Source organism: Arthrobacter sp. MMS18-M83, from assembly GCF_026683955.1.
GTDB lineage: Bacteria > Actinomycetota > Actinomycetes > Actinomycetales > Micrococcaceae > Arthrobacter.
Map to the genome: position 1 here is coordinate 2,289,309 of NZ_CP113343.1, position 15,159 is coordinate 2,304,467.

Annotated in this window: 13 protein-coding genes and 1 pseudogene; 10 read left to right on the plus strand and 4 right to left on the minus strand. The window is 64.6% G+C overall.

Going from position 1 to position 15,159, the window contains the following annotated elements:
* The first annotated feature begins 29 nt into the window (after window positions 1-29).
* From OW521_RS10755 to OW521_RS10790, 8 genes and pseudogenes are all read left to right on the plus strand, one after another.
* A complete protein-coding gene (locus OW521_RS10755) occupies window positions 30-947 on the plus strand; it encodes a dihydrodipicolinate synthase family protein (protein WP_268025267.1) in 918 nt (305 codons plus the stop codon).
* A gap of 619 nt (window positions 948-1,566) precedes the next feature.
* A complete protein-coding gene (locus tag OW521_RS10760; protein WP_268025269.1) occupies window positions 1,567-2,523 on the plus strand; it encodes an ROK family protein in 957 nt (318 codons plus the stop codon).
* 55 nt (window positions 2,524-2,578) lie between these two features.
* Window positions 2,579-3,265, plus strand: a complete 687-nt coding sequence (locus OW521_RS10765) for an N-acetylmannosamine-6-phosphate 2-epimerase (protein ID WP_268025271.1) — start codon at window positions 2,579-2,581, stop codon at window positions 3,263-3,265.
* Window positions 3,266-3,422: 157 nt separating this feature from the next.
* Window positions 3,423-4,882: pseudogene (locus OW521_RS10770) on the plus strand (dihydrolipoyl dehydrogenase family protein).
* 75 nt (window positions 4,883-4,957) lie between these two features.
* Window positions 4,958-5,674: an ABC transporter ATP-binding protein gene (locus tag OW521_RS10775; RefSeq protein ID WP_268025273.1), complete on the plus strand. Its 717-nt coding sequence runs from the start codon at window positions 4,958-4,960 to the stop codon at window positions 5,672-5,674.
* Window positions 5,671-7,707: a YhgE/Pip domain-containing protein gene (locus OW521_RS10780; RefSeq protein ID WP_268025275.1), complete on the plus strand. Its 2,037-nt coding sequence runs from the start codon at window positions 5,671-5,673 to the stop codon at window positions 7,705-7,707. Before OW521_RS10775 ends, OW521_RS10780 begins: the two co-directional genes overlap by 4 nt.
* Window positions 7,704-8,336, plus strand: a complete 633-nt coding sequence (locus OW521_RS10785; RefSeq protein WP_268025277.1) for a TetR/AcrR family transcriptional regulator — start codon at window positions 7,704-7,706, stop codon at window positions 8,334-8,336. Before OW521_RS10780 ends, OW521_RS10785 begins: the two co-directional genes overlap by 4 nt.
* Window positions 8,337-8,400: 64 nt before the next feature.
* A complete protein-coding gene (locus OW521_RS10790) occupies window positions 8,401-9,009 on the plus strand; it encodes a hypothetical protein (protein WP_268025278.1) in 609 nt (202 codons plus the stop codon).
* On the opposite strand, the gene OW521_RS10795 is transcribed toward OW521_RS10790, so the two are convergent.
* Window positions 8,982-9,920 (minus strand): EamA family transporter, encoded by a 939-nt coding sequence (locus OW521_RS10795; RefSeq protein ID WP_268025280.1) that lies wholly within the window; start codon window positions 9,918-9,920, stop codon window positions 8,982-8,984. The two genes, OW521_RS10790 and OW521_RS10795, sit on opposite strands and share 28 nt — an antisense overlap.
* 72 nt (window positions 9,921-9,992) lie before the next feature.
* Between OW521_RS10795 and OW521_RS10800 the strand changes: the two genes are divergently transcribed.
* Window positions 9,993-10,949: a LysR family transcriptional regulator gene (locus OW521_RS10800; RefSeq protein WP_268025282.1), complete on the plus strand. Its 957-nt coding sequence runs from the start codon at window positions 9,993-9,995 to the stop codon at window positions 10,947-10,949.
* Window positions 10,950-10,955: 6 nt separating this feature from the next.
* On the opposite strand, the gene OW521_RS10805 is transcribed toward OW521_RS10800, so the two are convergent.
* From OW521_RS10805 to OW521_RS10815, 3 genes are all read right to left on the minus strand, one after another.
* Window positions 10,956-11,486: a SixA phosphatase family protein gene (locus OW521_RS10805; RefSeq protein ID WP_268025284.1), complete on the minus strand. Its 531-nt coding sequence runs from the start codon at window positions 11,484-11,486 to the stop codon at window positions 10,956-10,958.
* Between the two features lie 145 nt (window positions 11,487-11,631).
* Window positions 11,632-12,501, minus strand: coding sequence for a winged helix-turn-helix domain-containing protein (locus OW521_RS10810; protein WP_268025285.1), 870 nt, complete (start codon window positions 12,499-12,501; stop codon window positions 11,632-11,634).
* A 685-nt stretch (window positions 12,502-13,186) separates the two neighbouring features.
* Entirely contained in the window at window positions 13,187-14,020 is an 834-nt protein-coding gene (locus OW521_RS10815) for a hypothetical protein (RefSeq protein ID WP_268025286.1), read from the minus strand.
* 391 nt (window positions 14,021-14,411) lie between these two features.
* Between OW521_RS10815 and OW521_RS10820 the strand changes: the two genes are divergently transcribed.
* Complete coding sequence (locus tag OW521_RS10820; protein ID WP_268025288.1) at window positions 14,412-15,152, plus strand: response regulator transcription factor; 741 nt, start codon at window positions 14,412-14,414, stop codon at window positions 15,150-15,152.
* Window positions 15,153-15,159: the final 7 nt, after the last annotated feature.

Sequence of the window (15,159 nt, forward strand, 5' to 3'; positions counted from 1 at the left end):
CAAATCAGATCCAAGCAATGGAGATTTCTGTGTCTACTCAGTTCCAGGGCGTCATTCCCCCGGTCATCACCCCCCGCCACGCCGACGGCCGCGTTGACACCGCGTCCCTGAAGAACGTCACCAAGCACCTGCTCGACGGCGGCGTGTCCGGCCTTTTCGTGTTGGGCTCCTCGGGAGAGGTCCCCTACTTGACCAACGAAGAGCGCGAGCTGGTGGTCTCCACGATCGCCGACGCGAACGCCGGTGCGGTGCCCCTGTTCGTTGGCGCCAACGAACAAACCACCAACCGCGTCATCGAAGAAGCACGCAAGGTTGTGGACCTCGGAGCCGACGCGATCGTGGTCACCTCCATGTACTACGCCATCGGCAACGCCCAGGAAACCGAAACCCACTTCCGCAGCATCCACGCTGCCGTAGACAAGCCGATCTTCGCCTACGACGTCCCCGTCCGAACCCACTTCAAACTGCCCACGGACCTCCTTGTCCGCCTCGGCCGCGACGGCGTGATCGCTGGTGTCAAGGACTCCTCCGGCGACGACGTCTCCTTCCGCCAACTGCTCCTCGCAGCCAAGGACATCCCCAACTTCGACATCTTCACGGGCCACGAAATAGTAGTGGACGGCGCCCTCCTCGCCGGCGCCCAAGGCGTAGTCCCCGGTCTCGGCAACGTGGATCCCGCGGGCTACCGCCGCCTGTTCGACGCCGCCCAAGCCGGAGATTGGACCACAGCCGCCGCCGAACAGGACCGTCTGGCCGACGTCTTCAACATCGTCTACACCCCCAACGGCCGAGTCTCCGGCGGGGCAGCAGGACTGGGCGCCTTCAAGACCGCCCTCCAAATCATGGGCATCATCGAATCCAACACGATGAGCGCCCCGATGCAGTCCCTAAACGCCGAAGAAACCGCCGCAATCCGCACGATCCTTGAGCGCAACGGCCTGGTCTAAGGGGCGGCGCCGGAACCTTTCGCCGGTTGCCGAGCGTCACCTTTTGTAGGCTGATGTCACGCCACCTTTGCTTGTTGCCGTGGTCGGGTCGTGCCGTAGGACCAGTTTTGCCGTCCCTTAGACACCTCCCGACGCACCGCTACAGTCGCTGGGCGACTTCCGCAATGCTCTGGTCGGCGATGCGGGACTACACAAAACCGTCCCTCCGCCACTCGGGCGAATGCGGAACCTTTGTGACGGGGCCGGGATCCGCACCGTGCCGCTGCAGGTCCCGATCGGCGTCGACAGTTCGCAGCGTCAGGTGAGACGACCGCCTGAGGTGCCGGGCCGGGGTCTTGCGTAGGCGCGCATCGCCGACCAGAGTCGTCTGAAGGTCGTCCAGCGACCGGAAGACGACGTCGGAAGGTGTCTAAGCGCCGGCAAGGCCGCGGTTTGGCGCCGCCGCAACCACAACTAACCCGACTACAGCCAGACCGCAGTCTGGCGCTGTCCCAGCCACAGCTAACCTGAGCACAGACAGACCGCAGCGTAACGCCGCCGCAACCGCAGCGAACCTGACCATAATCGAAACGCAACGCGCGGGCTCAAACCCAGCAATCAAACGATCCGGAGGAGAAACATGATGCACGTGATCGGGGTTGATCTTGGTGGGACTAAGACGGCCGCCGGGGTTGTGGGGGCCAACGGGGAAGTGTTGTTTATGGAGCAAATTCCTACGCTGAATCGGGGTGGGGGCGAGGCTATTTTGAGGGCGACCGCGGGGCTCGTGGGGCGGCTCATGCGGCGGGCGGCAGGTGAGGGAATCGATGTCGGGCGTGTTGGCGTGGGTTCGGCTGGGGTCATCGATGCCGTGAATGGTGATGTGGTTTCGGCGACCGATGCGATTCTGGGGTGGGCCGGGACCAGGTTGACGGCGGGCTTGGCGCAACTCCTTGGCTTGCCGCGGGGGTCGGTCATGGCCGTCAACGATGTGCACGCGCATGCTCTTGGTGAGGCGTGGCGTGGGGCGGCTGCGGGGTCTTCGAGTTCACTCATGGTGGCGTTCGGGACGGGTGTCGGCGGCAGTTTTGTGCTGGATGGATCGCCTGTTTTGGGGCACCACTATGTGGGCGGGCACGTGGGGCATTTTGCTTCGCCGTATGCCTATCACGAGGGCAGGGCGCTCCCCTGCGTGTGTGGCGGCTCGGGCCACGTTGAGGCGATCGCTTCCGGTCCGGCGATTCTTGAATCATTCCTCCGTTTCGGAGGCTCTCCCGAGGTCCTCGATACCCGTGCGGTGTTTGCCTTGGCTCGGGCCGCTTCCGCTGACAGCCCAGGCGACCCTGCCGCGATCACGGCCATCGGCGTCGGCGCAGGTGCCGCCGGGCAGGCGATCGGTGGGCTCGTCAACATCCTCGATCCGGAAACGGTAGTGGTCTCCGGCGGTCTCGCAGATGCCGGAGACTTCTGGTGGAAACCCATGGAACGCGCCCTGCGCAAGGAACTCATGGCCCCGCTCGCTGACATTCCCGTGCTTCGGGCGTCGCTGGGCAATACCGCTGCCATTGTGGGTGCGGCCAAGCTTGTCCTGAACTGACACCTGAATCTCCCGAACACTCCAACCCCGAACACCGTCGCAAGGAGACACCCCCATGATCCTGACCCCCGATGGCCTCCAAGCCCTCCGCTCGCAGTTGATCGTGTCCTGCCAGGCCTACCCGGGCGAGCCCATGCGCGATCCCCGGACGACCGGCCAGGTGGCGGCGTCGGCGGTTATCGGTGGTGCCGCGGCCGTCCGCGTCCAAGGCCTCGCGGACGTCCAGTTCACCCGCGCCGCCGTGGAGGTTCCGGTGATCGGGCTCTGGAAGGACGGGCACGACGGCGTTTTCATCACCCCGACGCTCCGGCATGCCCTCGCCGTCGCCAACGCCGGCGCCCATGTGGTGGCCATCGACGGCACGCGCCGCGCACGGCCCGACGGCCTGAGCCTCAAACAGACGGTTGATGGAATCCGCGCCGAATCGCATGCCTTGGTCATGGCTGACTGCGGTTCCTACGCCGACGCTGTGGCCGCCGTCGAAGCTGGTGCCGACCTGATCGGTACCACCCTGGCCGGTTACACCGGAGAGCGCCCCAAGAGCGACGGCCCGGACCTTGAGCTCCTCGCGGAGATCGCCGGCGCAGGACTAGGCAAGCCACTCATCGCCGAGGGCCGCATCCACACCCCCGCGCAAGCCCGCCGGGCCCTCGACGCGGGTGCGTTCGCCGTCGTCGTCGGTACCGCGATCACGCATCCGGCCAGCATTACCGGCTGGTTCAAGAGTGCGATGGACGCCTGACTGAGGCCAGAGCTGTCGGATTTTGCTGGATCATTCGCACCGCGCCGGAAAAGATTCTTGCAAATGCGGGCCCTGCGGATCCGCTCCGAGGAATGATGGCGCAGAATCCGTCGCCACGCCCCTGATCCCAGTCTGCGTCCGGGCGTAGGCTTCTCCCATGGCTGAGGAGAATATCCGGGAGTTCGATGTCATTGTGATCGGCGCTGGGGCGGTGGGGAAAACGTCGCAGACCGAGTGGTCCGGGGCGGCCTTACCGCGGCAATTGTGGAGGCTGAACTGGTCGGCGGGGAATGCTCCTACTGGGCTTGCATACCGTCCAAGGCGCTCCTTCGGCCTGGAACCGCCTTGCACACAGCCCAATCCGTGCCCGGAGCATCGGACTCCATCACGAAAGTCCTGGATGCCGCGCCTGTCCTGAAGTACCGCGACTACTTCACCAACAAGTGGCAGGATGACGGCGCAGTGCAGTGGCTCGTTGACACGGGAATCGAGCTCATCCGGGGCCGAGCGCGCATCACGGGGCCCCGCGAAGTCCAAGTGGACGGCAAGGACGGCAACAGCTATTCGCTCAAAGCCCACCACGCCGTAGTGATGGCCACGGGATCCACCCCCGTCATCCCGAAAATCGAAGGCCTGCAGGATGTCCCCTATTGGACTACTCGCGGTGCGACCTCCGTCCAGCACATCCCCGAACGGTTCGTGGTGCTGGGTGGCGGTGTTGCCAGCGTCGAACTTGCCCAAGCGTTCGCCCGTTTAGGCTCGTCGGTCTCGATCGTCGCCAGAGGCCGGTTGCTGAGCGCGTTCCCCGAGGAAGCCGCCGACTTGGTTGCGGCAGGACTCCGTGCCGATGGGATCGATCTCCGTCTCGGGACTGACACCACGCGGGTCGAACACAACGCGGACCATTCCTTCGCCGTCACCCTCGGTGACGGGACGGTCCTGGCCTGCGATCAATTGCTGGTAGCAACGGGGCGGCGGCCGGCCCTGGACAATTTGGGCCTCGAGAACGTAGGGCTTGACGCCGAAGAAGGCAAAGCTTTGCGCCTCACCACGGACTCGAGCGGTTTGGTTGAGGGCGCCGCCAGCGACGGCACCAGCGGGCTGTGGCTCTATGCAGCCGGCGATGCCGCGGGATCGGTCTTCCTCACCCATCAGGGCAAGTACGAGGCCCGGGCCACCGGCGACGCGATCGTGGCCCGCGCCAACGGAACGCTGCACGGCACCCCGAAACCCTGGAGCGCCTTGGCAAAAACGGCCGACGAATATGCGATCCCCAGTGTGGTGTTCACGGATCCGGAAGTGGCATCCGTGGGTCCGAGCCTCAAGCAGGCGCTGCAGAAGGGTATCAACGCCAGCTCGGTGGAACTCCCCATCAACGTGTCCGGCTCCCAACTGCATTCAGAGAATTACCAAGGCTGGGCGCAACTGGTGGTGGACGAGGACCGGAAGGTAGTGGTGGGGGCAACGTTTGCCGGGCCGGGGGTAGCCGAGCTTTTGCACGGTGCCACCATTGCGATTGTTGGTGAAGTCCCGCTGGACAGGCTATGGCATGCAGTGCCGTCGTTCCCCACCATCAGCGAGGTGTGGCTACGGCTGTTGGAGAAGTACGGACTGTGATTGAGGTCTATTTGAACTGACCGGTCAGTTCAGTTACGATTGGAGCAGATAACAGATTCTGCGAAAGGTCCAATTGTGCTGTCCGTACAGCAACTCCAGATCGACGGCCGCCGGGACGATCTCCTGCCTCCCACGTCCCTCGAAGCCAGGCGCGGGGAGCTCCTCCTCGTAAGCGGCGACGGCAAGGACCAGCGCACGGCTTTGGCGCTCGCGCTGAGCGGCCGGATGAAACCAAGCAATGGCGTCCTGAGCTGGGACAACTCAGCCAAGACCAAGAAAGTCCGGGCAGCGAGTGCCCTGATTGACTCCCCCGGCGTCAACGAACCCGAGCAGCACCTGAGCGTCCGCGACCTCGTCACCGAAGACCTCTCCCTCATCCCCCGCCGCTACCGTGGCGCGCTCCTCAGCAAGCCGTGGCTCAAGGTCAACCGCTTCGAGGACATCGCCGGGCTATGGATTGAGCAACTCCCTGCGGACCGGCGCCTCGAGCTGCTGACGGCCCTGGCCCTCGCGGACCCCGCCCTCGATCTCCTGGTGCTCGACTCCCCGGACCGGCACAGCGCGAACACCGCGGACTGGCTCCCCCGCCTTGAGCAGTTGGCGTACGACGCCGGGCGGCCGCTCGCCGTCGTCGCGGTCGTCTCTGCCCTCCCGGACACCTGGGACGGCCCGGCCGCAGTAATTGGCAACTCGGTCACGCACACGGCACCCGCAGAACCCGCAGAGCCCCTCGGCAACGCGCCCGAAGACCCCGAAGACATATTCGAAACCCTGCAAAGGACCGCAAAGTGACTGTTCTGCGGCTGGCCCGCTCCGAACTCAAGCGCATGACCGGCGGGCTCCTGCCTAAGCTGACCATCCTTGCCCTGACCATGGTGCCCTTGCTCTACGGAGCCGTGTACCTGTACGCGAACTGGGATCCTTACGGCAACCTCAACCAGATCGACGCCGCGCTGGTCGTCGAGGACGCGGGAGCCAAACCGGCAGACGGCCCCGAACTGCAGGCGGGCAAGAAGGTTGCCGACAGCCTCGTGCAGAGCCACGTCTTCAATTGGCAACGCGTGGCCACAACGGCGGAAGCCGACGCCGGGGTTGAGTCAGGAAAGTACGCCTTCGCCTTGAAGATCCCGAATGACTTCTCAGCCAACCTGGTCTCGCCGGGCAGCTTCGACGCCGCCAACCAGGCGATGCTCAACGTCACCACCAACGACGCCAACAACTACCTCCTCAGCACCATCGTGGACAAGCTCACCACCGCGGTGCACTCCACTGTGGCCAAGGAAGTCGGCGAGGAAACCGCCAACCAGCTCCTCACAGGCTTAGGCACCATCCACGCCTCCATCGTCAAAGCATCCGACGGAGCCTCCCAGCTCGCCGACGGCGTCGGCAAGCTCAGCGACGGCGCGGCCACCCTCCACGACGGCACCAGCAAGCTCAGCAGCGGCGCGTCCGAGCTCCTTGCGGGCCAAAACAAGCTGCGCGACGGCGCCAATCAGCTGAACGACGGCGCCGGGCAGCTCAGCGCGGGACTCGCCGAGCTGAAGAACAAGACGGCGTCCCTCCCGGCTGATTCCCAAAAGCTCGCCGACGGCGCCGCTCAAGTAGCCGCGGGAAACGCGCAGCTGAACGCGAAGGTCCAGGACGTCGTCGGGCAGCTTTCAGCGTTCGACGCCGGAGCGCGCGACCGCGTGGTGGCCTCCAACGCGCGGCTCGTGTCCGCCGGAGTCATCAACCAGGACCAAGCCAACAAGATCCTGGCGGACTTCGACACCGCCGCCGTATCCACCCCGGTGACAGATGCCAAGGCCAAGCTCTCGGCGGATGCCGCCCAGATCCAACAACTCTCCAATGGCTCGGCCGCGGTCAGTGCGGGTGCCGCCAAACTTGCGGGCGCCACACCTGCCCTGACGGGCGCCATCGGCCAGGCTTCCGCTGGGGCGGACCGGCTCAGCTCGGGCGCCGGAACGCTGGCGGCAGGCGAACAGTCTGCTGTGGACGGCACTGCGGCTCTCGCCAACGGTGCGGCAAAGCTCGACGACGGCGCGGCGCAACTGGCCAGCGGCGCCGCCACGGCCGCAGACGGATCCCGCACCCTGGCGAGCGAGTTGGCCAAGGGCGCGGGCAAGGTCCCGAACCCGAACGATGCCCAAAAGAGCGAAGTGTCCAAGGTGATCGCCGACCCGGTCGCGGTCAGCAACGTTTCCCAAGCCAAGGCAGGGTCCTACGGCGCGGGCCTGGCCCCCTTCTTCCTGACGTTGTCCCTCTGGATCGGCGTGTTCATGCTGGTCCAGGCGATGCGTCCCATCACGCAGCGGGCCTTGGTGTCGAACGCTCCGTCGTGGAAAATCGCCGTCGGAGGCTGGCTCCCGTTCCTCGTGGTGTCCGTGCTGCAGGCCAGCATCCTCACCCTCGTGGTGGACCTGGGGCTTGGCCTCAACGCGGCGCACCCGGTGATGATGTGGTTGTTCATGCTGGCAGCGGTCATGGCGTTCACGGCCCTCATCCAGGGCATCGTGGCTTTGCTGGGGACTCCTGGAAAGTTTGTGGTGCTGATCTTGCTGGTCCTGCAGTTGGTATCTTCCGGCGGAACGTTCCCGTGGCAAACCACTCCCATGCCTTTGCACGTGGTGCACGAGATCATGCCGATGGGCTACGTGGTGACGGGCATGCGGCACTTGATCTACGGTGGCGACCTCTCCATGATCTGGCCGATTGTCCTGGGGCTGCTTGGTTACACTTTGCTGGGGGCGGCCCTGTCCACGCTGGCCGTCCGTAAGCACAAGACCTGGACCCTCAAGACCCTGAAGCCGGAGATCGCGGTATGAGCATGCAAGACCCGGACGTCCCTGAACCCCCGGAAAAGAAGCTCCGCCCGGCCCGCACCAACGCGACCAAGCAGCGTCTGTTCGACGCCTCCATGGAGCTGATCGGCGAGCGCGGCGCGGCCGGCGTCACGGTGGACGAGATCGCGGCCGCCGCCGGGGTGTCCAAGGGAACGGTCTACTACAACTTCGGCAGCAAGTCCGATCTGATCGCCCAGTTGTTGCGCCACGGAGTGGACATCATGCTCGGCCGGCTCCAGACCATCGAAGGCCTGCACGCCGATCCGCTCGAGGCCATGGAAGCCATGCTCGGCCAAGCCATGGACTTCATGGACGACTACCCCTCCTTCGCACGCCTCTGGATTAGCGAGAACTGGCGGACGCCAAGTGAATGGGGCAAGCTCTTTGTCGAGCTCCGCAGCGAGTTGTTGGCTGTGATCGGCGCGGCGATCGAGAAGGTCGCCACCACGTACACCGTCGATACGGGCATTGCCCGGGGCAGCCTCGAAGCCGCCATGTTTGGAGCGATCTTCGTAGTGGGCCTGGACCGGCAGACATACAACCCGGAGCGCACCCGGGAGCAGAGCATTGCGGCCATCATGACCATCATGCGCGGCTACGTGCTGCGGTAACGGTATGGCAACTGCCGCGCCAAGCGAGCGTGGCGATGCCAGCCGGTCAGGGATGATTAATCCCATGCGTCACATGGGGAATAGTGGAAAGCTCGCAATCATCTCTGCTGTGGTGTCCGCTGGTTTGCTGGTGCTCCTCGCCATCACCCTTGAGGAAACCGTGACGTACACCTTCCTGGGGGTCTTGGCGCTCGGCTACCTGGCATGCGTCGCCGAGGTTTTCAACCGCCGCCGCTACTTTGTGTTGGTTCTCGGAACCATGTCATCGATCCTGTTCATCGCGTTCGGAATCGCGTTCCTGCGCATGTGGGGCCTCGCCTTCAACCAGGACGAGAATGCCCTGGGCAGCGCGGTGAGCACCAAGGACTCGGACATCTACTTCTACCTTGCCGCCGCAGCCGGCTGCGGTTCCCTGCTGGTCCTGTTCGTCGGGGCCGTGTGGCCATCCCGCGGTTCCCGAAGGGGACGCCCGATTCCGGCGTCCCGACCGGTTGCTCGGCAGGCACCCCGCGCAGTACAACGCACTGCCCCGGCAGCCCGGCCGACCCAACGGCCTGCCGCCCGCCCGACGTCGGGGGCTGTGAAACGCCCCGCTCCACGGACGCCGGCAACCGCGGCCAAGCGCCCGACGTCGGGATCGCCAGCTCAGCGCAAGCCCGCGCCCAGGCGCTGACGACCTTCCGCCAGCGGAACTTTGGCCTTGGCGCGCTGCTGCAGCACCGCCGTCGCCACGCCGCCCAGCAGGAGCAGGCCGCCGGCCAGTTCCGCCGTCGTCGGGACCTCTGCGATGAGCAACCATGCCGCGGTCATTCCGACCACCGGGACCAAGAGCGTGAATGGCACCACGGCCGAACTCGGGTAGAGGCTGAGCAGCCGGTTCCAGATACCGTAGCCCACCAGCGAGGCGAACACCGCTGTGTAGAGGGCGCTGAGGATGGTTGCCGGTTGCAGGTTGGTGAGGGCCCCGACGACGGCTGCCGGACCGTCCACGATCAGTGATAAGACCGCGAGCGGTAACGGGACCACGGCCCCGGACCAGACCACGAGCCCCAGTCCCGAGGCCGCCTTGGCCTTGCGCGCGATGATGTTGCCGGCAGCCCAGGACAGCGCGGCGGCGAGCACGATCATGAGCGGCACCACCGGGGCCACCAAACTGCGACCCACCGCCACCAGGGCAAGCCCGGCGACACCCAAGACCACGCCTGTCAGTTGCCGTTTGCTGGGCCGTTCCCCGAGGAACCGTGCCGCCAACAGCACCGTCAGGAGCACTTGTGCCTGTAGCACCAGGGAAGCGAGCCCTGCCGGCATCCCGAGCGCCATGCCCAGGTAGAGAAGGCCGAACTGCCCTGCGCTCATGAACAGCCCGACGCCGATGATCGCTTTCCAGCTGACGTCCGGTTTGCGAATAAAGAAGATGCAGGGGAACACCACTAGCACGAAGCGGATGGCGACGAAAAGCAGGGGCGGCACGTCAGCTGCGCCACCGCTCCCGTTTCCGGGGTGGAGTCCAAAATCGATCGCAACGAAATTCAGGCCCCAAAGGACGGCGACAAGGACGGCGAGTGCTGAGTGGCGGATATTCACGATTCAACTCTGACCGCCAAGCGGATGAAGCACCAGCGTTGAATTCTGCATCAGATCATGTACGTTTGCTTCATGATTGAGATTGCAGCGTTGCGGGCCCTGGTAGCAGTGGAGCAGCAAGGCTCGGTGGTGGCCGCTTCGGAAGCCATGGGGTTCAGTCCTTCGGCGGTCTCCCAACAGATCAAGAAACTGGAGAAGCAGAGCGGCGTGACCGTCCTGGAGCGCCACGGCCGCGGCGTGCTGCTGACGGACCGGGGCATGGCGTTGGCCGAGTACGGACGGCGCATCTTGGGAGAGTTGGAAGAACTGCAGGCCACCCTGCTTGCCGACCCAGCAAGACCGAGCGGCGTGCTACGGCTCGTGGCATTCTCCACCGCGTGCCGCGGGTTGGTGGGGCCCTTGCTCGGGAAACTTGGTGCGGCTCAGGCCGCTGCCGCCGGCTCTTCGGCCGACTCGTCGGCCGCGGCGGGATCCGGGCTTGAGATCCGGGTTGTGGCCGAGGATCCGCGGGAGGCCGTCCAAAGGGTCGCCACCGGGGAAGCCGATCTCGGCGTCGTGCACAACTGGCACTCGGTACCCTTGGTCATCCCGGAGAACATGGTCCACGAGGACCTCTGCCTGGACACCGCCGACGTCCTGCTGAACTCAGCGCACCCGCTGGCCCGCCGGGCCGCCGTCGAGCCTTCCGACCTGGTGGGCGAACGCTGGATCAGCACACCGGCCGGCGCCATCTGCAATGAGGCGTTGCTGGCGATCCTCGCCGGCCTGGGGCGGGTACCGGACATCCGCATCTACGATCCCGACTTTTCCACCCATATCGCCATGGTTCAGCAGGGCGTCGCGGTGGCGCTGGTCCCCCGGCTTGGCCGGCCCGAGCTCCCCGCGGGGGTGGTGGCGGTACCCGTAGTCAACCCGATGCAGCAGCGCCAGGTGGGAATCGTGTACCGGAAGACTATGACGGCAAGCCCCAGCATTCGCCACGTGGTCCGCCTGCTGCAGGATGTGGCCGCGGAACTCGACGTGGACTAGCTTGGACTACTGCTTTGGGCGAGGAACAGTGAAATGGGTCAGGCGTGCGTCCTGCCCATCAAGTTCGGCCCAAGGCTTCTCCAGTTCCATCACTGTCATGGCACTGGTCGGATAGCGGGTAGCGGCGTCCATATAGGCGTCGTGGTCCGAGTCGCGGGACGCCAAGTGCATGGCGAGGTCCTGCACACCGGGCATGTGCGAGAAGATCATGAGTGTGGTGACGGTCTCCGGCACGTGGTTGATGACGGTCAGCATGCGCTGCGCGGAGGCGGCATACAGTCCGTCCTCGAGTTTCGGCGTCGGCGCCTTGTCTCCCAGTTCGCTGCATACCCAAGTGCAGGTCTGGCGGGTACGGAGCGCGGACGAACACAGGATGAAGTCCGGAACCACATGGTGTTTCACGAGCCACTTTCCGGCAAGGGGCGCTTCGCGGTGGCCACGCTCTGCAAGGGGCCGTTCATGATCCGGCACCCCGACAGGCCAGTCCGACTTCGCATGCCGCATGATCACCAGCCGTTTGATGTGATGCTCGCTCATCCCCCCACCCTACTATCCCAACTGACTTGCACTAGGTGTCGTTTTGGGGCGCGTAAACGACAACAACTGCGAGTTAGTTGGGTGGGCCGAGAACGCGAAAGCGCCCACCCCCTAGACAGGGAGCGGGCGCCTTGAACGGTGGAGACTAGATCGAGTATTCCGGAGCGGCCCAGACGATGACCTCGGGGTGCTCGTAGAAGCGGTAGCCCTGGCCGCGCACGGTGCGGACGGTGTTCGCGAGGCGGCCGAGCTTGGAGCGGAGGCGCCGGATGTGCACGTCGATGGTGCGCTCATTGGGGACCTCTTCGGCGTTGCGCCACAGGCCCTCGAGGAGTTCATCGCGGCCCACGGTGCGGGTGCCGTTTTCGACGAGGTAGTTGAGGAGCTCGAACTCCTTGAACGTGAGGTTCAGGGATTCGCCGTCGAGGTGCACTTCACGACGGGCCAGGTCGATCAAGACACCGGACGGGCGGGCCTCCTGTGCCGGCTGCGGGCGGAGCGCCTCGGAACGCTGGCGGTTGCCAACGGTCGGGTCACCGAAAGTCGAGCGGACGACGTCGAGCGCGGAACCCGGCGCGCCGGCTGGGGCTACCGCGACGGCAGCGTAGCTTTCGGCGCCGGAAACGAGGGATTGTGCGTAGGCACGGATTTCCTGGGCAAGCTTGGCGATGGATGTTCCGGCAGCCGCCGCGGTGTCTTCATCGATGCCCATGTAGAGCACGAACCCACGGGCCACATTGTCATTGGCAACGGGGCGGATGGAGCGGTCGGCTGGAGCCAAGACAGGCGTGGGTGCAGTCATCGGCGAGGCCTCGTTGGCGGGAACAGCGCGGAGCTGGCCGTAGGAGTTGGGGTTGTAGCCCTGGGGCACGTAACCGGGCGCCTGGCTTCCGCCCTGCGGTGCGGGCTGGGCATATGCCGGGCGGTTGCCGAAGCCGGGACGAAGGCCGGCGTTCGACGCGGCCCTGTTGGCGTTACGGACGGAGATGTGGACGTATCCGGATGCAACTGACATGGATTGCTTACCTCAAAGTGAATAGCCGTCATCGCGGCTTCGAATGCTGGTCTGGTCCCCGCAATGAGATGGGGAGGGGCGCCCGACGCTGGGCAGGGGGCGAATGCCTGAAACTTTTTGGGATCGAAAGTTAGGCATGCATTCGACAACAGCTCATCGAAATACCAGCGGGTGTGCTGGGTTCGATCGCTGCGGCTGCAGATGCTGTTGAGTTCTTGTTCACATTTGAAGTGTGCAACGTAACAAAGGGAACTTGCAAGTAACAAAGGGTCAAACCGTCCACATATTGAGACGAATCACACTATTGTGCCGCATGTCACAATTCAAGCATGTCCAAATGTGACCCATTCTCGTTCGTCACAGTGGCCGTTTGGCAAGCAATATTCGAAGATAATTTGATCGAAGTGCCAATTTTTGAATCTTAAGTCACGTCACGCGCTTGCCTTTGAATCTCGAGATATGAAACAACCCTTGTCCAATCCCGAACCTGCGTCTCGTGAAAATTTTCCGGCAAATCGTCTGCTAAGGGCCTTGAGAAGACCGGGCGGGCACGGTTCGGGGGCCGGTTGAGACGCCGTCCTGACCCTCTTTGCCTTCGGAAAGCGCTTGCCATGCGGCGAGTCGCGCCGTTCTGAGTACAAAGCGCGGCAAAAAGGGTCAAGACGGACAGCTGAAGCACCCATCATTAGTTGGTGGTGCCGGTCCCTTGGGTGGTGGTCGAGGTCGTGGCAGTCACGATTTGGATGGACTGGGCCGTGTACTTATCGGAATCCTTGACCGCGGTGACCCTCACGCTGGATCCGGATTTCACATCGGCAAGGGTCAGGGTGGTGCTGCTGGTTCCACTTCCGCGTTGCCGCACGCCCTCCGCCACCACAACGTCCGTTCCAAGGACATAGGTGCGGGTGAATCCATCCTCGCTCTTGACGGTCATGGAGCTCGCCGAGATGTCAGTGACGGAGCCCAGCTGCCCGACCATGGTGACGTAGGTACCGTTTTGAAGAACCACGTACTCAGAGTGGATGGCCGCATTCAGGCCACCCATGCCCACACCCAGGCCACCCATGCCCACACCCAGGCCGCCCGGGCCGGCGTTCGTGCCACCAGGGCCACCGAATCCGCCTTGGCCGTTCTGCCCGGCCTGTCCCCCGGCACCCGGCCCAAGGGCACTGCCGGTATCAGCAGCAGTTCCATTTCCCGCAGCGTATGCACCTGCTCCGGCCGCCGCAGCGACGACGACGGCGACTCCTCCGACGATGAACCCCTTCTTCAGTGTCCAGTTCTTGAAGAACGAGGGACGGGGCTGCCCGGGGGTGTATTGCTGCGGCGCACCCCACCCGGCGGCAGGTTGCGCGGGCTGCTGGTTCGTCGGCTGCGGCGCACCCCACCCGGCGGCGGGTTCCCCGGCAAACGGCTGTCCGGAATCATCCAGGGGCCGGATCACCGGCTGCGGCTGGTCATTCCCCGATAAGGACCCAGGCACGGACCCAGGTACGGAGGGGTTGTTTTGCTGATCCATGGTGTTCTCCATCGAAGTCGAGGTTGTTTGGGTCGTCGTTGTCCTTGTCCCAAACAGCGTCAGCCTCTTTGCTGTGCGTTGGCTGTGCCGAACTGCAGGCATTCCTGTGACCTGCGACGGTGTTGTGTCGGATTCTGCTGGATCATTGGCCCCGCGCGAGTGGCAGGGCCCCTGATCGCGCGGATCGTCTGGCTGAACCAAGGAATGATCCAGCAGAATCCGACGCCGCCTCTCCCCACTCGCGCACCCGCCACGAGCACGCTCCGGGAAGAAAGCCCGCCACGGCGCGCTGGGCGTACCGTGCCTTTGGACAGGTGGCTAGGCTGGGACTCACAGGGTGCTCACAGCATCGGCAAAGCACCGGCAAACCGCCAGATTGGAGAGTTGTCTCATGGCATCCTCGCACTCCATGACAAACAACCTTCCCCAGCTCAACCACCCGGACGGTTCCCCCATCCGCGCCCTTGTGGTGGACGACGAACCCAGCCTCGCCGAGCTCATGAGCATGGGCCTCCGCATGGCGGGCTGGTCGGTGGCCGTGGCCGGCGACGGTCCCGCCGCCGTCAAGCTCGCCAAGGACTTCCGGCCCGATGTCCTGGTGCTGGATGTGATGCTTCCAGGGTTCGACGGCGTTGAGCTGCTTGGCAGGATCCGCGCCTTTGCGCCTGAGGTGCCTGCGCTCTTCCTCACCGCGAAGGACGACGTTCAGGACCGCATCGTCGGGTTGGCCGCCGGCGGGGACGACTATGTCACCAAGCCGTTCAGCATGGAGGAAGTCCTGTTGCGGCTGCATCGCTTGGTCCAGCGTTCTGGCGTTGCCGCGATGGACACGGCCGAGCTGGTTGTGGGTGACCTAACCCTGAACGTGGACACCCGAGAAGTCACCCGCGGGGGCGAAGACATCCAGCTGACGGCAACCCAGTTCGAGCTCCTGCGCTACCTCATGGAAAATCCCAAGCGCGTGGTCAGCAAGGCCCAGATCCTGGACCGCGTGTGGGACTACGACTTTGGCGGGCAAGCGAACATCGTGGAGCTCTACATCTCATACCTGCGCAAGAAGATCGAGGCCAACCACCCGCCCATGATCCACACTGTGCGCGGAGCCGGTTACGTCATCAAGCCCGCCGAATAACCAGGGA